General features: G+C 41.3%; 26 protein-coding genes. All 26 read right to left on the bottom strand.

All coding sequences use genetic code 11. From position 1 onward, the window contains the following. Positions 1–482: 482 nt before the first annotated feature. Positions 483–845: a VOC family protein gene (locus NDJ01_RS02590; protein WP_258586200.1), complete on the bottom strand. Its 363-nt coding sequence runs from the start codon at positions 843–845 to the stop codon at positions 483–485. A gap of 173 nt (positions 846–1,018) precedes the next feature. Beyond that, a complete protein-coding gene (locus NDJ01_RS02585; RefSeq protein WP_258586199.1) occupies positions 1,019–1,285 on the bottom strand; it encodes a DUF6953 family protein in 267 nt (88 codons plus the stop codon). Positions 1,286–1,289: 4 nt separating this feature from the next. Further along, complete coding sequence (locus NDJ01_RS02580) at positions 1,290–1,505, bottom strand: YodC family protein (RefSeq protein ID WP_258586198.1); 216 nt, start codon at positions 1,503–1,505, stop codon at positions 1,290–1,292. 218 nt (positions 1,506–1,723) lie between these two features. Next, on the bottom strand, positions 1,724–2,278 hold the full coding sequence (locus NDJ01_RS02575; RefSeq protein WP_053319305.1) for a YkgJ family cysteine cluster protein: 555 nt from the start codon (positions 2,276–2,278) through the stop codon (positions 1,724–1,726). Positions 2,279–2,414: 136 nt separating this feature from the next. Then, positions 2,415–2,840 carry a hypothetical protein gene (locus NDJ01_RS02570; RefSeq protein WP_074190742.1) on the bottom strand — a complete coding sequence of 142 codons (426 nt, stop codon included), beginning with the start codon at positions 2,838–2,840 and terminating at the stop codon, positions 2,415–2,417. A 137-nt stretch (positions 2,841–2,977) separates the two neighbouring features. Further along, complete coding sequence (locus NDJ01_RS02560) at positions 2,978–3,688, bottom strand: hypothetical protein (protein WP_199450190.1); 711 nt, start codon at positions 3,686–3,688, stop codon at positions 2,978–2,980. 1,272 nt (positions 3,689–4,960) lie between these two features. Beyond that, positions 4,961–5,341 (bottom strand): nuclear transport factor 2 family protein, encoded by a 381-nt coding sequence (locus tag NDJ01_RS02550; protein WP_203535724.1) that lies wholly within the window; start codon positions 5,339–5,341, stop codon positions 4,961–4,963. A gap of 745 nt (positions 5,342–6,086) precedes the next feature. Beyond that, complete coding sequence (locus NDJ01_RS02535) at positions 6,087–6,731, bottom strand: glutathione S-transferase family protein (protein ID WP_258586197.1); 645 nt, start codon at positions 6,729–6,731, stop codon at positions 6,087–6,089. Positions 6,732–6,889: 158 nt separating this feature from the next. Next, the gene (locus NDJ01_RS02530; protein WP_258586196.1) at positions 6,890–7,372 is read right to left on the bottom strand and encodes a hypothetical protein; all 483 of its coding nucleotides are present in this window, start codon (positions 7,370–7,372) and stop codon (positions 6,890–6,892) included. Positions 7,373–7,533: 161 nt separating this feature from the next. Next, positions 7,534–7,938, bottom strand: a complete 405-nt coding sequence (locus tag NDJ01_RS02525; RefSeq protein WP_258586195.1) for a lysozyme inhibitor LprI family protein — start codon at positions 7,936–7,938, stop codon at positions 7,534–7,536. A gap of 763 nt (positions 7,939–8,701) precedes the next feature. After that, on the bottom strand, positions 8,702–9,139 hold the full coding sequence (locus NDJ01_RS02510; protein WP_258586193.1) for a hypothetical protein: 438 nt from the start codon (positions 9,137–9,139) through the stop codon (positions 8,702–8,704). Between the two features lie 134 nt (positions 9,140–9,273). Beyond that, complete coding sequence (locus NDJ01_RS24750; protein ID WP_309474484.1) at positions 9,274–9,963, bottom strand: HNH endonuclease; 690 nt, start codon at positions 9,961–9,963, stop codon at positions 9,274–9,276. A 143-nt stretch (positions 9,964–10,106) separates the two neighbouring features. Next, on the bottom strand, positions 10,107–10,460 hold the full coding sequence (locus NDJ01_RS02490) for a VOC family protein (RefSeq protein ID WP_031848073.1): 354 nt from the start codon (positions 10,458–10,460) through the stop codon (positions 10,107–10,109). A gap of 135 nt (positions 10,461–10,595) precedes the next feature. Then, a complete protein-coding gene (locus tag NDJ01_RS02480; protein ID WP_258586192.1) occupies positions 10,596–11,006 on the bottom strand; it encodes a cytidine deaminase in 411 nt (136 codons plus the stop codon). A gap of 119 nt (positions 11,007–11,125) precedes the next feature. Then, positions 11,126–11,914, bottom strand: coding sequence for a hypothetical protein (locus NDJ01_RS02475; RefSeq protein ID WP_258586191.1), 789 nt, complete (start codon positions 11,912–11,914; stop codon positions 11,126–11,128). 148 nt (positions 11,915–12,062) lie between these two features. Beyond that, a complete protein-coding gene (locus NDJ01_RS02470) occupies positions 12,063–12,413 on the bottom strand; it encodes a cupin domain-containing protein (RefSeq protein ID WP_046874683.1) in 351 nt (116 codons plus the stop codon). A 181-nt stretch (positions 12,414–12,594) separates the two neighbouring features. Continuing rightward, positions 12,595–13,044, bottom strand: coding sequence for a hypothetical protein (locus NDJ01_RS02460; RefSeq protein ID WP_258506769.1), 450 nt, complete (start codon positions 13,042–13,044; stop codon positions 12,595–12,597). Between the two features lie 160 nt (positions 13,045–13,204). Then, a complete protein-coding gene (locus NDJ01_RS02450; protein ID WP_258586244.1) occupies positions 13,205–13,519 on the bottom strand; it encodes a hypothetical protein in 315 nt (104 codons plus the stop codon). Between the two features lie 547 nt (positions 13,520–14,066). Further along, positions 14,067–14,561, bottom strand: coding sequence for a GNAT family N-acetyltransferase (locus NDJ01_RS02445; RefSeq protein ID WP_258586190.1), 495 nt, complete (start codon positions 14,559–14,561; stop codon positions 14,067–14,069). A 154-nt stretch (positions 14,562–14,715) separates the two neighbouring features. Next, positions 14,716–15,120 (bottom strand): DUF2007 domain-containing protein, encoded by a 405-nt coding sequence (locus tag NDJ01_RS02440; RefSeq protein ID WP_258586189.1) that lies wholly within the window; start codon positions 15,118–15,120, stop codon positions 14,716–14,718. A 148-nt stretch (positions 15,121–15,268) separates the two neighbouring features. After that, positions 15,269–15,661, bottom strand: coding sequence for an NUDIX hydrolase (locus NDJ01_RS02435; protein WP_258586188.1), 393 nt, complete (start codon positions 15,659–15,661; stop codon positions 15,269–15,271). A gap of 658 nt (positions 15,662–16,319) precedes the next feature. Then, complete coding sequence (locus tag NDJ01_RS02425; RefSeq protein ID WP_025637911.1) at positions 16,320–16,814, bottom strand: GNAT family N-acetyltransferase; 495 nt, start codon at positions 16,812–16,814, stop codon at positions 16,320–16,322. A gap of 145 nt (positions 16,815–16,959) precedes the next feature. Then, on the bottom strand, positions 16,960–17,283 hold the full coding sequence (locus NDJ01_RS02415; protein WP_047734397.1) for a hypothetical protein: 324 nt from the start codon (positions 17,281–17,283) through the stop codon (positions 16,960–16,962). A 142-nt stretch (positions 17,284–17,425) separates the two neighbouring features. Next, positions 17,426–18,163 (bottom strand): SDR family NAD(P)-dependent oxidoreductase, encoded by a 738-nt coding sequence (locus tag NDJ01_RS02410; protein ID WP_258586187.1) that lies wholly within the window; start codon positions 18,161–18,163, stop codon positions 17,426–17,428. A gap of 183 nt (positions 18,164–18,346) precedes the next feature. Then, a complete protein-coding gene (locus tag NDJ01_RS02400) occupies positions 18,347–19,255 on the bottom strand; it encodes an immunity 49 family protein (RefSeq protein ID WP_258586185.1) in 909 nt (302 codons plus the stop codon). A 169-nt stretch (positions 19,256–19,424) separates the two neighbouring features. Beyond that, entirely contained in the window at positions 19,425–19,841 is a 417-nt protein-coding gene (locus NDJ01_RS02390) for a hypothetical protein (RefSeq protein ID WP_258586184.1), read from the bottom strand. Between the last annotated feature and the right edge of the window lie 673 nt (positions 19,842–20,514).

Below are 20,514 nucleotides of genomic sequence, written 5' to 3'. Positions count from 1 at the left end.
TTTGTTAACTGAGCGCCTTTCAGTTTTCGCCGATCTTTCAACCACTTTCGCCAAAGCTCGTTTTGCTAATTAATGATTAGCAAAGCTAACTCAAATATGTATTTAACCAAAAAATTACCGTTTATCTTTAGTTTGAAATACGTCTCACAACACCATACTTCGGCGATGTAAGTTCGCCGAACTAATCGCGAATGCCTTATATTATTAGAAGGCTTTGTGCCGCCTTTCACATCAGTAAACTTAAGTATCAAACTGAAATTAGTCGCATTAGCTCAGCTAAGGAAACCGACCGAACACGCTAAATCTCTGAACCTAGAAACTGTATCATTGTGCTTTCGTATTTTCTGCGCCAGTTAACGCCTTGTTAAGGTGTGAGGCACGCAATACCGATGCTTCCGCATAACACCTTAACCACTAAAACTAACGCACAATAAAAATGCCACGCGTGCCGAATCACTCTTGAACAATTTGTTATGTACGTGCTAAAGGTACACTACTGACTCCACATTGTTGCCCTCAGGGTCAATCAAAAACGCAGCGTAGTAGTTTGGAGCATAGTGTTTTCGTAAACCAGGCTTACCGTTGCATTTACCACCTACAGATAACCCCGCTTGATGAAACGCAGAAACTTGTAATTTGTTTGATGCAGAAAAAGCAATATGGCACTTAGAATTACTGACGCCTTTTTCAATTAGAAACCTTACATTTGGCTCGCTCGAAAGCCCAAAGCCAGCAGCATTTTCATCTGTCCACTTGAGTTCAATACCCAATGGCTCTAGCACATTCTTGTAAAACACACGACATTCTTCGAATGCAATTACCTTAATTTCAAAATGATCTATCACTCTCGATCCTTTAGAGTTGGTTGCAATTTTCCTTAAAGTACATAACGCCGCATTAAGGTGTGAGCAACGCTACCACAAAACTAAACCATACCACCGAAAACACAAAACCCAACGATGGAATGAAAAATGCCATGCGTTGGGAATCACTCTTAAATGCTTTGTTAGGCTACAGGCTACCCTCTAGCATCCCTACCTTCTTCATCTTCTGGGACTCGAAAACGCCAATACTTATCAGGGCGAACCCAAACCACAGTTTCTGAATTTAGCTTTTTAAACTCATTTAGAGTTTGACGCCCTATTACCTGATTACCATCAGCGTTTTCACGCAACAGTTGTTCAGCGCAAGATTTAATAGCATGATCAACAACATCATCTTGATAAAGACAACCTTGCTTTTCAAGCTCAAGTTGCATCCAAGCTGCAAGTGACTTTGCATCCATTGAATTATTCGCCAGAGCTTACTTTGAGTAGAGATTCTTGTGGAAAAACACCGTTATCTAGTTTTTTACCAGCAAACCACTGACAACGATAACTACCACTGAAAGAGCCATAATCAGTAGAGCCTAAGCCTTTTGTAATAACTTCTTTTACTGTCATATCTGGACCACCAGATTTAAGTTTTACGATATCACCAACTGCGTAAATTGCTTGTTCGCTCATAACCACTCCATACTCAACAAAACACTAATAACCATATTTTATATAAGGGTAAATTTGGCACTTTCAAGTGCTATAAGCTTAAATATGTAGCCTAACGCCCAATTAAGGTGTGAAGCACGCTACCACTGAACCTAAACTATTGTGCCGTAAACACTAATTTCGAAGCAAACCGAAAATGCCAAGCGTTGCGAATCTGCCTTAAACGCTTTGTTATGCCTCTAGCCAAACCATGCTCGAATATCTTTTACTTCACTACGAGCTGCAATTGCGTAAAAAGCATTAGACAACTCAGAAAACTCAATCATGGGAACCTCAACATCAAGGTTTAAGTCTGGATGACACCAATGTTCAGATGGCATTACGGATACTTGTCTTCTACAAACAAATGGACGAACAGAATAGACTGAGCACTTATTGTCGATAAGAAAAGTACATGAAGATCCGTGATAATCGGGCTTACCAACAGCAACCGATTTATTTAGAGCCTTCCCTGTGTACTCAGAAATAAGCTCAGCTTCAAGTTTAGTAATTGAAACGTTTATTTTGCAACAATTCCCGCAACCCGCTTTACACGAAGTAACTGGAGAAAGTTTATTGGTTAATTCTTCCGTTAGTTTGAACAACTGCTGTAATTTATTAATGTCAGAATCAGAACTTTTCGCCTGCTTTTTTGCAATTTTGTCTTCTTTTACCAAAAGCTTCCTTGGAATTAGGGTCTGTATTCTAGAAATATTCTTTTGAGCGACTTTTGTATCTGCTGCCAAATTTCTCATTTTTCCTCCGTGAGGCATAACGCCGCATTAAGGTGTGAGCAACGCTTTCACAAAACTTGACCATACCACCTTAAACACGAAACCTAACGATGGAATGAAAAATGCCAAGCGTTGGGAATCACTCTTAAATGCTTTGTTAGCTTTTGTACGCTACGATGTCAGCATTTTCTAGTTGATATCTTTGTAACAACACCATCGCCCTTCCAGAAACTAAGAGTAGCCCATCATTTGTTACGCTAAAATCGTCTTTACCGATGGTTCCGGATACTTGGAGCCACGAAAAACGAGGTAAAGTACACTCTGGATACAATTCTTCAAATACGTCAGAAATAGATATTTCAGCCACTTCCAGATTGTATCCTGACAACTGCGATGAACTTAAGGCCGTTGCTAAACGTTCAGTGACTAAAAAGCATGGAAATGAAGTCAATAAATCATCACCTAACCACCCATCAAACTGAAAATGCAGCTTTTCTATTATCGGTGGATGCAAATCGAAATTTGCCAAAGTATTTTCACCCAAGCTCCCAGGAACTTCTGGTTCGATCAAATATTGACTCACTTTATTCTCCCAAAGAAAGCTAACGCCCTGTTAAGGTGTGAGCAACGCAATACCGAAGCTACCGCATACCACCTTAAACACTAAACGCAACGCATAGTAAAAATGCCAAGCGTTGCGAATCACTCTTAAACAGATTGTTAAGTTTCATTTATCAAACTAAAGTGGGGCATTTTTTCACCTGAAGATTGTGCAACTAACTGCGAATTATATGCTTCCATACATTTGGCATATTGAGGCTCTCGTAGTTTTTCCGAATCGACAAAAGTCTTAGCAACAATTCGCCCAACGAATGTGCAGTTGACATCACTAGTTGACGCAGTGAACCACATACCTAGCAATTCACCATTATTAATATAAGGTAGAGCCGTATCTACCGAGTTTAGTCCTGGAGTTCGCCACTTTTCTTGTATATTAATTATTTTTTGGGCATCTCGGGTAAGCACGTATTTTGTTTGCTCATGAATTGCTTTAGCAACATCAAGTCTTGGATTCTTTGTCTTCAACCGCTGAATTAAACGCTGTATTGCATGTTTAGAGAAACGCATGTCACTGTCGTATATAGAGTACTTCCCGTTAACTTTAGCCAGATATGCACCAGCAAACATTTCCTTTACTTGGTCATATATTACCAACATAGCCAGACAATCGCGCTCTCCAATATAAAATCCAGAAACTGAGCCATCTTTGAACAAAGACTTTGCTTTCTTCTGCATGTTCTTTAAACCACCGTTACTAACAAAACGGATGTTATTGACATTCTCAACGCATTCTCGCGCTAAACGCTTCATCGCACCTTTAGCTAATGACTCATCTATAACCAGAGGATCTAACTCAAACTTCCCTACCATCTTAAACTCCTTTTGTTTGCGCTGGACTCTACTGAAACTTAACGCCGCATTAAGGTGCGAACAACGCTAAATACCTAACCCAAACCATTGCACCTTAAACACTAAACCCAAGTTTAAACTGAGATCGCTAAGCGTTGTGAGTCACTCTTAAATGCTTTGTTAGGCGCTTCACGCAAATAGTTAAAATTGGATTTTAAAAAACACCTTTTTGGAAAAAGAAATACACGTAATCCATTGAATTTAATAAAAACCCGAATGCTAAAGCGGCTAACTCTCTGAAACCCACGGCAACCAAACCACCAAAGAAATTGGCTTTTAAGCGCATAAAAATGGAATTTGAAAAGGCTAACTTTCAGAGCGAAATTTCAACTGGTAAACCAGCTTCAAAAACAGAGAAAATCAAAACGATTTGAGCCCAAATAGCTCACAACAAACCAACTTAGAAATTAAATGAGGCAACCCGCGAACATTGGCATGTTTTACGGGTTGAGTGATTCAAGAACTTAGAAAGATAAAGCCAGATTGCCGAGAAACTGGCTCGAATTGCCAAAGGGATAAAAAGAGATTAGAACCAAGAATTTCTTTGCTGCGCCTAACGCCTTGCTAAGGTGTGAGTAACGCAATACAAAAGCTACCGCACAGCGCCTTAATCACATAAGCCACCGCAAAGTAAAAATGCCACGCGTTACGAATCACTCTTAAGCAATTTGTTAGTACATGCGCTACTTCTATTTATGCGCTCCAAGATATTGAAAACTGACATGATATGAAAAGCTTTTAACACTGAAGTGAGACGGGCAGCTACAAAACTTTACCCCGATTGAAAGACGAAAGTTGGCTAGAAGAAAAACGTACTGAACTCACCTACTTTTACTGACTTCAAATTAGAAAAGGATTCGTTCCTCGAACTTCGACAGCAATACCAAAGAAAGACAATTTTGACTTAGTAAAAACCACGAAAGAGAAGAAGCAATAAAGAAATAGGCTAAAAGTTAGAAACCGTAAACGGTGAAATCAAAGCGAACACTCCGCATATAGTGCCACCGGAAAGAACGTGAAAGGTACAAACTGAAAGGTGTAAAGGCGAGCGCCAAAACAGATAAGTACCAAAACTTATGACCTTTGATGTAAAACCCGTACTAACGCCCAATTAAGGGGTGAGCAACGCTACCACCCAACCTAAAGCATTGTGCCATAAACACTAAATTGGAAGTAGCACCAAAAATGCCAAGCGTTGGGAATCCCTCTTAAATTGTTTGTTAGGTGCGTAGCTTATTCTTGTACGACCTTTACCCATTTTGAGCGCCATTCTTGTGCTTCCATAGGATCAGGCCAGAATTCTTTTTGCTTGATGATTAAACCGTTTTCAACGGTATGAAAAGTAATAGCGCGGGCTTTTTGAACACTATCTGTAATCGAAACATCAGTTACGACCGTTGCACCTTCACACACTACCGAATGAACTTCAAACTCCCAAACACCATTTGCAGGGTAATAAGAATTGATAGCTGTGAAATTTTCTCTACCCACTGTAAGTTCATTTGATTGAGGCCAAAAGCCTTCGAAATTAGGACTAAGCCACTCACTAGCTTTGGCAAAGTCATTAGTTTTCATCGCATCCCAAAAAGCTAGGACAACTTCCTTTGAATTCATTATTTCCTCCAAGCACCTAACGCCCTGCTAAGGGGTGAGCAACGCAATACCGAAGCCGCCGCAAACCACCTTAATCACTAAAATCAACGCACAGTAAAAATGCCACGCGTTGCGAATCCCTCTTGAGCAGTTTGTTAGTTTGCAAACCCAAAGCATTGACTTTACGTTGTTTTAAACTTTGCAAACAACAAACTTTATGTGTTTTTATGCACTTAAGTCAGGCGTAGTCTCAAAGCGGCTACTCAATGAAACCACTTGGAACAAACAACGCCGCAGAAAACGAACTCTCAACACCAAAAAGCGCTTTTGGAAAACCAATCTCACAATGCGGACTGTCAACAAAGCCACTGAAACCACATGAACTTACCACACCAGAGAAAACGCCATTTCAGCGAGTAAATCGGCTTTTGCACCAACAAACTCAACGAGCAGAGTTTCAGCAAAAAAGCTCAACTCAGTTAACCCTAAAAGTCGCCGCACCAAAGAACAAATCAACTGTTGAAACGATGCCAATTTTGAATTTTCACCACGCTGGTTAACACTGAAATTGAACGCCGATACGACAATTTCGACTTTGAGCTTTTACCACTAGATCTTGCGATATAGCTGCGTTTTTCCTCTTGCAAACTAACGCCTTGTTAAGGTGTGAGGCACGCAATACCAAAGCTGACGCATAACACCTTAACCACTAAAACCAACGCATAGTAAAAATGCCACGCGTGCCGAATCACTCTTAAACAATTTGTTATGAGTATGACTCAAAGGGTGTGAGATCAATCCCCTCAAAATCACATACTGCTCTTATTACTGGATTGCGACAGAGACGTTTCAGATAACCCGATAAGTGCTGATAACTCTCCACATGCGCCTCTTCTGGTAGCCACCCTGCCAACATGAACAGAAAGTAGTCGCATGCAGTTAACTCATTTCCGATTAAGTATTCATGTTGCTTAAGTTGCTCATCAAGAATGGGTAACACTTCCATAATGCGAGAGTTTTGAGCCGAGACTATATCCGGAGCCCCTAGTTCACTAGTTGTGTGACGCTTTGGGTAATAGCGAATCATTAATTCTGACTGTAGCGTATTGTTAAGAAATGCTAACCATTGAAAGAATAAAGGACGCTTTGCATCACCCAATGCTGGCATTAACCCTGATTCAGGGTGTAACTCACAAATATGAATACAGATCGCAACACTTTCAAAAACCGCCTGCCCATCGACAATCAGAGTTGGAATACGACCCGCAGGGTTCAATCTGAGATAGTCTTTCTTTTTGTGGGATTGAGCCTTCTTGTCTACCAACAACAATTCAAAGTCAGCTTTCACATGCTGCAATAGAAAGTGTGGAGCCAAACTCGCGTTGTTTGGATAGTAGTAAAGCTTGAACAAATTAGGCTCCTGCCTGTAATTCTGGGGGGACTCATAACGCCGCATTAAGGGGTGAACAACGCGACCACCCAACTAAAACATTGTGCCATAAAACACTAAATTTGACCTAGAGTGAAAAATGCCAAGCGTTGAGAATCCCTCTTGAATGCTTTGTTAGGCTAACCATAATCACGTTCGTAAATTTGCTTACCATTTTTTTCAATGTAATAAACAAAAAAATGGTTTTTAGCTAACTCTATAAACTGTTCATCGTTAGAAATTATAGAATCAACAACTAATAGGTTAAGGCTATCCCCTTTAGCAGGAATAAACTGATACTTATAAACAAAAGGTAATGCTGAAATGAATTTTTCAGCATTTTTAACTCTAGTTTTCTCGCTATCCAAATCACTTCTAGATCTTATTTCATACACATTCCCTTGGATTTTTGTATACCATGCATCTGATTTCTCTATTTTGAGTACAAATGTTGCGATTAGCGAAGATACAACTAGTACAATAGGTTCAGGTCCTGAGTCTAAAAAATACCAAATTAAACTTGCTATCGCAGTTCCTAATGGTACGAATATGTACTTATTTGCCCATATGAAATCTTTAACTTTATACCTAATTAAGTATTTAAATTGATAATATTTATTCATTAACTCTTACTCATAACTTGACTGGTTGCCTAACGCCAAATTAAGTAGTGAGCAACGCTACCACTTACCTAAACAATTGTGCCGTAAACACTAAAGCCAATTCAAACCAAAAGTGCCGAGCGTTGCGAATCTGCTTGAATTTATTGTTAGGTGTATTCCTTTTAACCTACATATACATTCTTGAAATATTTAACTCGCTCTAAGGTCATTCTTAACTTACATTCTTCAATTTGAACACCTTGCCAAGGTGAAGGCGTGGAAGAAAGACCTGAAAACTCACATTCAGCGTCTCTGTATTTTAACCAAGCCCTTTGAGCCTTTCGAAACGGTTCCACCAGCTCGGTTTGAGACCAGATTTCCCTTAGTGCAGCTTCTTCCTCACTTATTCTAGCGATTGCTTCCTGATAACTTTCGTTAAGCTCCTTGTCTGCGGATTTCATCTTCTGTTCCACACACTGATAACCGGCCATAACACCACCACCTTTTACTTTACAGGGGGCTTCAATATCATCAGAAGCGAAGCTAGGTACAGAAACCAATGCCAATATCACGAGTAATTTTTTCAAGTTTGCCTCCTAGCGCCTAACGCCCTGCTAAGGGGTGAGCAACGCAATACAAAAGCCGCCGCATACCACCTTAATCACTAAATTCAACGCATAGTAAAAATGCCACGCGTTGCGAATCCCTCTTGAGCAGTTTGTTAGTCGCGAGGCACCGAGCGACAATTTTAAGCCGAACTAAACTTTGCAAACAACAAACTTTATGTGCTTTGATGCATTTAAGTCAGGCGTAGTCTCAAAGCGGCTAGCCAATGAAACCACTTGGAACAAACAACGCCGCAGAAAACAGGCTGACAACACCAAAAAGCGCTTTTGGAAAACCAATCTCACAGTGCGGACTTTCAACAAAGTCACTGAAACCACGTGGAACTTACCACACCAGAGAAAACGTCCTTTCAGCAAGTAAATAAGCTTTTAAACCAACAAACTCACCGAGCTGATTTGCAACCAAAAACAGATTTTCGATTGCCCCGCTCTATCACCACCAAAGAACGAAAGAACCGCTTGGAAAATAGCAATTCATTGATTTAGAACCGATGAAACAGAGCTTTGCCTGTCGAAGATGGAACTATGAATCAAACAACCAGTAGCGAAGTTTTGAGCTTAGAAACATGATTTTGATTGCTAGCTTTTTCTGGCGACTAACGCCTTGTTAAGGTGTGAGGCACGCAATACCGAAGCTTCCGCATAACACCTTAACCACTAAAACTGACGCACAGTAAAAATGCCACGCGTGCCGAATCACTCTTGAACAATTTGTTATGTGAATTTAATCCGGTTTAGCCAATTGCCTAAGACTATCAAAGACAAAAGAACTCTTATCGTTGAGCAATGATGCTGATTCTATGCTTTCACAATCAGTACAGAAGGCTGTCATATACTCTCCCTTGATATTCTTAATAGATAGTACATAAGTTGCACCTTTAATTAGCTCGTTAGCACGAACTACAAATTGCGTGTGCTCCTTTTCAGTTGAATTTTTAGCTGTAAAATTTGCCACCCAGAGATTGATTAGCTCAATAGCACGCATATCACGACCTTTAACGCAAACCACCAATTCCTGATAGTCCAAGGTGTCTACATTAGTGACGTTGCATGTATACGACTTACTTTCGTGCTTAAGATTATCAACTAGTAATTCTGAGACAGAAGCCGCCATTGCAAATGATGAAAACAATGTAGCCAAAATAATTGTAAGTACTTTCATATTCCCTCAAATTCACATAACGCCCTGTTAAGGTGTGAGCAACGCAATGCCGAAGCCGCCGCAAAACACCTTAATCACTTAAACCAACGCATAGTAAAAATGCCACGCGTTGCGAATCACTCTTGAACAGTTTGTTATACGTTTTTTTGACACAGCCTTTCTCGAAGTTCATCCGGATGCATCGCTGGATTATGCCTATGTACCATTGCATGACAATTTGGGCACAACGGCACTAAATCTTTAACGGGGTCTAATTCATACTCACGCTTAATATTGGCAATCTGAACAATGTGATGGACGTGAATAAAACCTTTTCCTATTTCCCCATAAACTTCGGCGAAGTCGAAATCACAAACCTTACAATTGTAACCATGAAAATCTAGGCATTTTTGTCTTGCAGCTGGGTTTCGTTCATAGGTGTTAACTGTAACTTGTTTAGTCGAACCTTCAATTAAGGTTTGACCATCAAGGTTTTCTAGGTCATTTTCTGGTTGTCGGACTTCACTATAAATGCCATCTTTCCAAAAACCGACTATGGTTTCGACTTTGCTACCATGTGGCTTTTGATATACATAGCCATTAAATTTGTACTCAAACCCAACATAACGATATTGCCCGCTTTCAATACGAATTAAGAACTTCCGTTTGAGCATCCCCGACTTATCTATGCCATGGTTGGTTCGATTATAACAATAGTCAGGTGGCAGCACTGAGTTAGGGTTTGTTCCGTAAGTGGCTGCCATCAGGTTCTTAATTTCAGTAGAGCTAAAAAACTCTTGTCCTGATTTCGCTAGCAGTTCTTCTACTTGTTCTAAAATAGTCATTTAATCCTCGAAATCTCCAAAACGTATAACGCCTTGTTAAGGGGTGAGCAACGCAATACCGATGCCGCCGCATGCCACCTTAAACACTAAAACCAACGCATAGTAAAAATGCCACGCGTTGCGAATCCCTCTTGAACAATTTGTTATGTGGTTTTCCCACGTAGTCCTATTAAGTTTCCAAATGGATCCTCAACTTGGCACATTGAAAGACCATCTTCAATTTCCATTGGTCCGCGATAAAGGCGCGCACCTAGTTTTTGAAAATGAGCCAGTGCAACACATAAGTTATCTACTGACCAGTAAACAACTGTGCCACTTTTACCAGCACCAACCTTTTTATCTGCTTGGACTATTTCTAGGGAGAAACCATTTAGATCAAGCGCTGTGAAGTCAAAGTCAGGATGGTAAACCGGAACGGCTTCTGGAAAAGCTTTCTTATACCATTCAAGCCCTTTCGCTACATCTGGGACATGAACAAGAACCGCTGATGGATTCATAATTTCTCTCCAACCACATAACGCCCTGTTAAGGTGTGAGCAACGCAATACCGAAGCCACCGCATACCACCTTAAACACTAAAACCAACGCATAGTAAAAATGCCACGCGTTGCGAATCACTCTTAAACAGTTTGTTATAGCGCTTTGCCGTTTACAAGTGACCAATGATGAGGCATTAATTCTCGTATAGTTTTGAAAACCAATGCATTCTCTGGAGTCGTAATTGCTGCTTTGACATCCCCACCCCAGTGGACAAGGCGCTCTTGGCAAACCCCGCATGGTGACAAGATTAGAAACTCATAGTTCTCATTTTCACGACACAGACATAATGAGTGAGTCACTCGCTCATTGAGTTTGTGAGCCTCTAAATACGCTCCCACTTCCATGCATAGGGAAAGAGCATCGTTTTGGGTATCAGGAGCAACGCTTGTTAATATTTTGCCAGACTCTGTTCTAATAGCTGCGGCACCACCCCAACCCGAAGGGTATCGCATGTTTACTAATTCTACTGCCGCTTGATAAAGCTCTTTTTCGATACTATCCATCACCATCCATCTTCAATTTTATCGGGCGCTATAACGCCGCATTAAGGTGTGAGCGGCGCTTGGCTATACTTGAGCGAAGCGAAACTGCCAGGCGTTGCGAATCACTCTTAAATGCTTTGTTAGAAAAATGTGTAGATACCAGCCGCGGTTCCTACAATACCGACGAGCAAAGTAAAACCCCAATGCTTTGAGATAAACTCTCCAAGCGCTTTGACTGAACCACCATTCATTTCCCACCATGTAGCCTTAGTAATTAAGCTACCGTCTAATGTGCGACCAAGGAAATTGCAAAATACATCAACTTTACGCAATGTAGATTGATGCAGTTTTACAAACTCTTTGTTTTCAAAAGCGTCAGCCTCTCCTTGACCATCGAGTAGGTCTTTGGCGGTTATATGATTCATTTCCATTAGTTTAATAATTCTAGGGTGTGGTGCATAACCATTTGTATAGAGCGCAACTAAAAGCCTAGATAGGTCGACTTTTTTTGAGTCATCCAAGATATAAGGCTCACCACCAAGGATTTTGAAGCGATGCTCTAAAGCAGGGAAACCATAGTTGATATCGCGCATGTTCCAATGAACCCAGAAATAAGCTTTATGCTGCTTCATAAATTCGTAGAACTCATTAAGCATCTCTTTTTCTAGCATGTCATAGTTTTTGTCGATTTCCGCAAACTCAACATGCTTTAGCTCAGCAACCTTGTGAATTGAAAATGATGCAGTTTGTCCGCTTGCATAGTTTCTGACCGCTATTGAAGTGACACGAGGTGTTTGCCCCTCTGGACGGTCATAAAAGCTTTCACATGAATAGTGAATCACTAAAACATGCTCTTCGTCTTTTGCTAATTCATTAAGCTTCTTTCGAGCTTTATTTCTTCGTTCTAGTTTTTTAATCTCAGAAGCCACTGATTTCTCCTATTTTTCTAACGCCGCGTTAAGGGGCGACAACGCATTCCACCCAACTTAAGTCATTGTGCCGTAAACACATAAACCAAACTTTGAACCAAAACCGCCGAGCGTTGAGAGTCCCTCTTGAACGCTTTGTTATGGTGATTTATTTTAGACTTGCTTGAATGATGAGCAACTCAATTTCATTAGCCGATGTATTAACCAGACCATGAGTGCCAAAACGTTTATTAACTATCATATCTCCTGAAGTCACTTTTCTTTCCTCACCTTCAATGGTCATAGTGCCTTCACCTTTCAAAATGATATACATTTCTTCATCGTCTCCGTGAGTATGCTCACCCATAGAACTTCCTGGTGGCATAACTACACGGATAGCGAAATCCCAAGCACCATTGAAATCTTTACGCCTAAATGCACGATAGATATCAATTGAACCTTCTCCATCATGGCTATTTTCGTCGATTTCTTTGTCACAAGTGTAAAAATTACGTATCATTTTTTCCGAATTCCTTTCTGATTATTTTCCGCAGATCCTTAAAGCACCATAACGCCTTGTTAAGGTGTGAGGCGCGCAATACCGAAGCCTCCGCATACCGCCTTAACCACTAAAACCAACGCATAGTAAAAATGCCACGCGTGCCGAATCACTCTTGAACAATTTGTTATGAGGTGCGCTCTCACTGATGTTCAAGTAGTCCCATTTTTTCAGCCGTAGCTAAAGCATTAAAAGGACTACTGATTTCACGAGACATGACTTCAACTTGCCGCTGGTCTAAATGCTTAATTTTTGAATCACTTGGCTTGTCAAAATGGATAAAGCCTTTTAAAACTCCATTTAAAGTAGTGATGTCTGCTTCATCTAATACAGCCTTGAGATTACTAGCCTCAGCTTGAGTGCACTCATAGTCTTTAAGAAAGTGAATGTATAAGAATACTTCTTTTTTATCGTCCAGGCGCAAGCTTTCAAACCATTCAGATTTGGGGAAATCTAATATCGTTTGTTTACCAATTTTGTCGCACTCTTTCCATTTGTCATCCCATACTTTCAAGTAACTCAGCTTATCAACTTGCGCTGAGCAGCCAAAGAGAAGCAGAGGTAATAGATAAGTTAGTCCTTTTTTCATCATAAATCTCTAAGCTAAATAGCGACGCCTCATAACGCCCTGTTAAGGGGTGAACAACGCAATACCTAAGCCGCCGCATGCCACCTTAAACACTTAAATCAACGCATAGTAAAAATGCCACGCGTTGTGAATCCCTCTTGAACAGTTTGTTAGCTGTTTCGTACTAGGAGACTGAACTATTAACGTAGAAATAACCGACAAGACCAACTGTGCCGTATAAAAGTGCCTTTAGAGAAGCTAGCCAGTTGCTTTTAATATTAAGTAAAGTCACCACAATTGAGGATACAAACGCACAGCACCACATCAAGACAACTAAACAAGCAAATAGTAAATCTATAACGTCACCTAACCCATAAAGTTCTCCTGGTGAGACCGCTATATGCCCATAAATTTGTGATTTATATATCAGCCCAGAGAAAGCAAAAAAATGGACTAAAACAATACTGAACGCTAATAACTTATTAAATCTTGCTTCCATTAAGCTTATCTCTCCAATGCCACATGCACAAACAGCTAACGCCGCGTTAAGTAGTGAGCGACGCCACCACTGAACCTAACCCATTGTGCCGTAAACACTAAAGCTGATTCAAACCCAAAATGCCATGCGTTGCGAATCTGCCTTAAACGCCTTGTTATGCGCTGACTCACTTGGGTACAAAAACTACCCAAAACCCAAAAAACACACGACGACTTTAGTAAAAAGCTATCGTAAACCCTGTCATTCAAGCGGGGCGCAGTTTCACCGCGACTTTTGATTGAAGCGCACGTGAACAAACAACACCAGAGAAAACTGACGTTCAACAAACGCAAAATCTTTTGAGCAGACAAGCTTACCGTGAGGGTTTTCAGGTGCTAGAAAACTCTCGATTTTACCGCCAGTTACAGCACCAAAGAACTACCTTGGCATCATTCAGATCGACTCTCACCCTCTGGCGCATAACGCCGCATTAAGGTGTGAGCGGCGCTTGGCTATACTAGAGCGAAGCGAAACTGCCAAGCGTTGCGAATCACTCTTGAATGCTTTGTTATGTGCGTGCTAAACGGTAGCGCCTTACCGTACCCTCACTGTCATCTGTGTAGTTACCGAGGTATTCACCACCACAGTTTTCGATGATCTTTTGAGACGCGGGATTGTCAATTGAGCAAGTAACAATAACTGAATCAGTGACAACATGGTCTCGCACCCAAGCAAGCAGAAATGAGGCTACACCCATACCACGAGCTGACGGTCTAGTTTCGTAGCCAACATGACCAATGACATTTTCTACGTTGGCATTAGTACCTTTGCGAACTCGGATTGCACCTAAAATTTCGGAGTTCGATACACAGTAGTAAGTTGTGCTAGGTAAATATCCCTTTGGTAACTCGGAGATTGCCTTTGAACGTTCGACCAAACCTAACAAATAAGCTCTCGGTTCTTGCTCCACACCCGAATATTTTGGAATACCCGACTCTAGGCATTCTTTCGCATAACTCGCTAATATTGGGGCCAAATCAGGGTTGGCCTCTACCACTTCCATGTCAATTTTCCTCATAAGGCACATAACGCCCAATTAAGGGGTGAGCAACGCTACCACCCAAACCTAAAGCATTGTGCCATAAACACTTAATTTGAGTAGAACCAAAAATGCCAAGCGTTGGGAATCCCTCTTAAATTGTTTGTTATGCCACGACTCAAAGCTTTTCACTGAACTCACCACATTGATTACATTTATAGCCTTGTTTGTAGAAAAATAGTGGAAAGCCTAGCAATATGAAAACTAGAAAGGCAGGACGCTTGCCCTGTGTATGAGCAGTTATGTCGCTACTGCCACAATGAGGACAAATATCTTGTTGCTCTCCCACAGCTTCAGAGTGCTTTTCAAGACTTTCAGAAAAATCACTAGTCAGGATTTCAGTAGCTTCTTCAAAGTCTTTTTCTGAAACCATTAAGCGCACACCTCCAATGGCATTTGAATATAGCCATTGTGTATTCACCGTATGCTCATCTGCAACGAAGCTTTCGATACCAGCACTTTCAAGGTTAGCTCTAGCTATATGAGCTTCATGAGGAAAAGAAAACCTTGCTACTACAATCATGAATTTCTCCCTGTGGCATAACGCCGCGTTAAGTGGTGAGCAACGCGACCACCTTACCTAAACCATTGTGTCATAAACACAAAAGCCGATTCGAACTGAAAGTGCCAAGCGTTGTGAATCCGCCTTGAACGCTTTGTTAGAACTGTACTCAAAGATACCGACTAACCCGCTCTAATTCTTTCAAAGCGATACTGTCAGCTGCAATTCCAACTTGGTTCGCCTGCAATGAATACCACTTAACTTCATCAGCCTCGTGAGCCGTAATGTCTCCTGCCCAACCGGTAACAATGAAATAATGGATCAACTGCAGTTCTTTTGTTGGGTGGTAAAGGGAGCATAAATATTTGTATTCCGTTGGAATAACATTGAGTTCTTCATTTAATTCTCGGAACAGCGCCTGAATTTGAGTTTCACCGTATTCTATGTGACCACCTGGTATAGTGATTAAGCCCGGATCAGTTTCCTTTTGTTCACTGCGTTGTTCTAACAGTACCTTTGAACCATTAAGCATGATAAAGGAAATACATTCATTTACTTCCATCTATATGTTCCTTTGAAAGTTCTAACGCCTTGCTAAGGTGTGAGTAACGCAATACAAAAGCTACCGCACAGCGCCTTAATCACCATAAGCCACCGCATAGTAAAAATGCCACGCGTTACGAATCACTCTTAAGCAATTTGTTAGTACATGCGCTACTGCTATTTATGCGCTCCAAGATATTGAAAAGTGGCATAATATGAAAGGCTTTGAACACTGAAGTGAGACGGGTAGCTACAAAACTTTACCTCGATTGGAAGACAAAAGTTGGCTAGAAGAAAAACGCACTGAACTGCCCTACTTTCACTAGCTTCAAATTAGAAATGGATTCTTTCCTCGTACTTCAACAGCCACACCAAAAGTAACCAAGGCTCTCTCAAAAGCCACCACGAAAATGAAGAAGCGCCAAAGAAATAGGCTAAGAGTTAGAAGCCGTAAACAGTGAAATCAAAGCGAACACTCCGCATATAGTGCCACCGGAAAGAACGTGAAGGGTACAAACTGAAAGGTGTAAAAACGAGCGCCAAAACAGATAAACACCAAAACTTATGACCTTTGATGTCAGACCCGTACTAACGCCGCATTAAGGTGTGAGCGGCGCTTGGCTATACTTGAGCGAAGCGAAACTGCCAAGCGTTGCGAATCACTCTTGAATGCTTTGTTATGTGCGTGCTAAACGGTAGCGCCTTACCGTACCCTCACTCTCATCTGTGTAGTTACCGAGGTATTCACCACCACAGTTTTCGATGACCTTTTGAGATGCGGGATTGTCAATTGAGCAAGTAACAATAACTGAATCAGTGACAACATGGTCTCGCACCCAAGCAAGCAGAAATGAGGCTACACCCTTACCACGTGCTGACGGTCTAGTTTCGTAGCCAATATGACCAATGACATTTTCTACGTTGGCATTAGTACCTTTGCGAACTCGGATTGCACCTAAAATTTCGGAGTTCGATACACAGTAGTAAGTTGTGCTAGGTAAATATCCCTTTGGTAACTCGGAGATTGCCTTTGAACGTTCGACCAAACCTGACAAATAAGCTGTCGGATCTTGCTCCACACCCGAATATTTTGGAATACCCGATTCTAGGCATTCTTTCGCATAACTCGCTAATATTGGGGCCAAATCAGGGTTGGCCTCTACCACTTCCATGTCAATTTTCCTCATAAGCACATAACGCCCTGTTAAGGTGTGAGCAACGCAATACCGATGCCGCCGCATACCACCTTAAACACAAAACGCGACGCATAGTAAAAATGCCACGCGTTGCGAATCACTCTTAAACAGTTTGTTATGCTCATTCTTCAAGAGGGCACCGAAACTTGTTATCTCTATCTTTAGCGGTAATCGTTTCACCATAGGTATAGCATTCAAGTGTCAGCTCGTTGTTTTCAATTATTACGATAAACCCAACATCAACATTGCCTAGTTTTCCTACAAATACAGGTTCTGAAACAACATGTCTGTTTATGGGAATTGAACGGGACTTTAGCGTCAAAAAGTACCCAGCACCGGTAAAATAAATCTGCTGATTAAGATCTACACTATTAACAATAGTTTCCCAGTCAATCGAAAGAGTATCGAGCGCACTTTTAATAATGACCTTTTCAAACAATTTCATCGCTTTCTCTTTGAGCATAACGCCCAATTAAGGTGTGAGGCACGCAATACCTATGCTACCGCATACCATCCTAATCACTTAAACCGACGCATAGTAAAAGTGCCACACGTGCCGAATCACTCTTAAATTGTTTGTTAGCCGATCATGCCAACGATAGCCCACCATCAACTACCAACGTATGACCGACGATATAGCTGGCTTTATCTGATAATAAAAACTTAATTGCATTGACGATTTCGTCGGCTTCCCCAAAACGATTGATTGGTACTACGTCAGAAACATCAGCGCGAATATTTGAGTTTTCAAGTTGCTTTTCTTCCCATCGGGGAGTCCACGTTACACCGGGAGCAACCGCATTGATTCGAATTCCAGACTTGATACTTTCTAGAGCAACAGATCTAGTCAGTCCCTCAAGCGCGTGTTTAGCAGCACTATACATTGATGCATTGGGTGTTGGCCTAAGACCATTAACGGAACTTACATTTACTATGGATGCTCCTGCTTCCATTAGTTTCAGTTCAAACCTCAAACACAAGGCTTGGCACAAAAAATCCACATGAAGTGTTTCTTTGAGAAATGGTACATCGACTTTAGGCAGATAACCTCTAGAAACAAGAGCCGGAGAAGCGTTATTTACCGCTACATCCAATTTTCCATATTGAGCTTCAATGTGAGCAAATAAATCGTCTAATTGCCGCTCATTCGCAATATCAACCGACTGGTAATCAACAGATTTTAATTCTGGATATTTTTGCATTACATCAAGCCAAACCTTCTTCGAACGCGAGCACGTAACAACTTTATATCCCTGCTTCACGAGCCGAAGAACTGAATACAAACCGATACCTTTTGAACCACCAGTGACTAATGCAATTTTCAATTTAGGACTCCTTTCCTATTTATGTACTTTGACGGCTAACGCCCTGTTAAGGTGTGAGCAACGTAATACCGATGCCGCCGCATACCACCTTAAACACTAAATTCAACGCATAGTAAAAATGCCACGCGTTGCGAATCACTCTTAAACAGTTTGTTATACGCAAACCAGAAGAGACAATACCGTTTAGTCGTGTTCTTGTGCTGTGTATTTATTTAAAAAATCATAGCTCAACGTGGGTAGCGGTTGGGTATAGAACGCCTCTGGTACATAGTCAGTGTCAAAACCAATGCGGTAACCATACCTTGCAAAGGCGACTTTGGCTAGGGTGGTCAGTTGCATGGAAAAATAGCCGTGTTCTGAATCATTCAGACGTGGCTGGCTCCAATATTCATGGTGATTTTGAACTGCAGAGTACATCGCCTTTTGGTAGGTTTTTTCATCAGCGCCACCAAATACTTTCATCATCACATCGATCACTGGTAAATCGAGGTAGGTGACACTATCAGGCTTACCGTGACTCACCGGCTCAGAAGCACTATGGTTGACGTACTCCTGAATCAAATCCATAGGCTCGCCATCACCCAAGCTGAAAACACACCCGAGCAACCTAATGAAGGTATCACCAGATTCGCTCCGCCATTTAACTTGCGGGTGATCCACGATTTTAACGAAGCGTCTTGCGCTATCAAAATCTTCGCACAACAAAGAGCGCCATGTGGATATCTCCAGGTGCGCGCCTTCAATCCCACGGCGATCCCTGTCAGAGTGAAAACCAAATGACACCTCTTTATTTGGTAACGAAATCGTAATCTTTTCGCCATCCTCCAGTAAGGCATATTCAATACTTTTTGAGTCAAAATACTGCCAAGCGACAAGGGCGTGCAATGCACTGTCAATGTCCGCAAGTTTTAAATATAGTGCTCTAGTGTAAATCGCAAACCCCAAATCTCCTGGGTTGACATAATTCCACTCTTCACTTTGCGCCAACCTGCGTGTGATCACATCGGTCAAAGCCGCAATATTTCCTGGTTGATCTTTGTATACTTTCCGAGCGCCAGCGTAGTTGATTGGCGGGTATTGTTGTGTTGTCATTTACTACTCAATTTATATTTTATTATATCTAGCACGAGGAGTACTCTGGCGTATAACGCCTTGTTAAGGTGTGAGGCACGCAATACCTAGTCTCTGCATACCACCTTAACCACTAAAACTAACGCATAGTAAAAATGCCACGCGTGCCGAATCACTCTTGAACAATTTGTTATGCTCGTTCTTTTAGGGTTTGCAAAAGACTTACAAGATCCAAAACTTCGGTAGTTTCAAAGCGTTCTAGTGTTGGTAAGACATAACTATCGTTCACCATTTTTAAAGTAATTTCTTTGATCACTGCACCGTCCCTTGAGTATGTCGTATCATAGGACTCAACATCACATACACTCAAATGCCAAAGTGCGCTATTTCCCAGTTTAAGACTAATACGCCCACCTAGAACCTCGATGCTGTAAAGACCATTTTTATCCGGAAACTTTTGCTGTAACCATAAGCTAATTGCGGCTATCGAGCTCAAACCTAGCGCTACAAATAAGCTTCCTGATGCAATAGAAATAACGATAATACCTATAGTGCCGATTAAAATTGCACCTTTATTCAAAGCTTTATCTTTTTCCCTGAGATACACAACTCCCTCCTGAGAGCATAACGCCTTGCTAAGGTGTGAGTAACGCAATACAAAAGCTACCGCACAGCGCCTTAATCACCATAAGCCACCGCATAGTAAAAATGCCACGCGTTACGAATCACTCTTAAGCAATTTGTTAGTACATGCGCTATTTTTATTTATGTACTCCAAGATATTGAAAACTGAGATGATATGAAAGGCTTTGAACACTGAAGTGAGACGGGCAGCTACAAAACTTTACCCCGAATGAAAGACGAAAGTTGGCTAGAAGAAAAACGCACTGAACTGCCCTGCTTTCACTGGCTTAAAATTAGAAAAGGATTCTTTCCTCGTACTTCAACAGCCACACCAAAAGTAATCGAGGTTCTCTCAAAAGCCATCACGAAAATGAAGAAGCACCAAAGAAATAGGCTAAGAGTTAGAAGCCGTAGACGGTGAAATCAAAGCGAGCACTCCGCATCTAGTGCCACCGGAAAGATCGTGAAAGGCACTAACTGAAAGGTGTAAATACGAGCGCCAAAACAGATAAACACCAGAACTTATGACCTTTGATGTCAAACCCGTACTAACGCCCTGTTAAGGTGTGAGCAACGCAATACCGACGCTTCCGCATGCCACCTTAAACACTAAACGCAACGCATAGTAAAAATGCCACGCGTTGCGAATCACTCTT

The organism is Vibrio sp. HS-50-1 (genome assembly GCF_024747315.1).
Classification (GTDB): domain Bacteria; phylum Pseudomonadota; class Gammaproteobacteria; order Enterobacterales; family Vibrionaceae; genus Vibrio; species Vibrio diabolicus.
This window is presented reverse-complemented; position numbering and strand designations above follow the sequence as displayed.

Coding starts and splice junctions, on each gene's coding strand:
- NDJ01_RS02585 (WP_258586199.1), bottom strand. CDS start 1,285: ATGGATGCAAAGTCACTTGCAGCTTGGATGCAACTTGAGCTTGAAAAG.
- NDJ01_RS02580 (WP_258586198.1), bottom strand. CDS start 1,505: ATGAGCGAACAAGCAATTTACGCAGTTGGTGATATCGTAAAACTTAAA.
- NDJ01_RS02575 (WP_053319305.1), bottom strand. CDS start 2,278: ATGAGAAATTTGGCAGCAGATACAAAAGTCGCTCAAAAGAATATTTCT.
- NDJ01_RS02560 (WP_199450190.1), bottom strand. CDS start 3,688: ATGGTAGGGAAGTTTGAGTTAGATCCTCTGGTTATAGATGAGTCATTA.
- NDJ01_RS02550 (WP_203535724.1), bottom strand. CDS start 5,341: ATGAATTCAAAGGAAGTTGTCCTAGCTTTTTGGGATGCGATGAAAACT.
- NDJ01_RS02530 (WP_258586196.1), bottom strand. CDS start 7,372: ATGAATAAATATTATCAATTTAAATACTTAATTAGGTATAAAGTTAAA.
- NDJ01_RS02510 (WP_258586193.1), bottom strand. CDS start 9,139: ATGAAAGTACTTACAATTATTTTGGCTACATTGTTTTCATCATTTGCA.
- NDJ01_RS24750 (WP_309474484.1), bottom strand. CDS start 9,963: ATGACTATTTTAGAACAAGTAGAAGAACTGCTAGCGAAATCAGGACAA.
- NDJ01_RS02490 (WP_031848073.1), bottom strand. CDS start 10,460: ATGAATCCATCAGCGGTTCTTGTTCATGTCCCAGATGTAGCGAAAGGG.
- NDJ01_RS02480 (WP_258586192.1), bottom strand. CDS start 11,006: ATGGATAGTATCGAAAAAGAGCTTTATCAAGCGGCAGTAGAATTAGTA.
- NDJ01_RS02470 (WP_046874683.1), bottom strand. CDS start 12,413: ATGATACGTAATTTTTACACTTGTGACAAAGAAATCGACGAAAATAGC.
- NDJ01_RS02460 (WP_258506769.1), bottom strand. CDS start 13,044: ATGATGAAAAAAGGACTAACTTATCTATTACCTCTGCTTCTCTTTGGC.
- NDJ01_RS02450 (WP_258586244.1), bottom strand. CDS start 13,519: ATGGAAGCAAGATTTAATAAGTTATTAGCGTTCAGTATTGTTTTAGTC.
- NDJ01_RS02445 (WP_258586190.1), bottom strand. CDS start 14,561: ATGGAAGTGGTAGAGGCCAACCCTGATTTGGCCCCAATATTAGCGAGT.
- NDJ01_RS02440 (WP_258586189.1), bottom strand. CDS start 15,120: ATGATTGTAGTAGCAAGGTTTTCTTTTCCTCATGAAGCTCATATAGCT.
- NDJ01_RS02435 (WP_258586188.1), bottom strand. CDS start 15,661: ATGGAAGTAAATGAATGTATTTCCTTTATCATGCTTAATGGTTCAAAG.
- NDJ01_RS02425 (WP_025637911.1), bottom strand. CDS start 16,814: ATGGAAGTGGTAGAGGCCAACCCTGATTTGGCCCCAATATTAGCGAGT.
- NDJ01_RS02415 (WP_047734397.1), bottom strand. CDS start 17,283: ATGAAATTGTTTGAAAAGGTCATTATTAAAAGTGCGCTCGATACTCTT.
- NDJ01_RS02400 (WP_258586185.1), bottom strand. CDS start 19,255: ATGACAACACAACAATACCCGCCAATCAACTACGCTGGCGCTCGGAAA.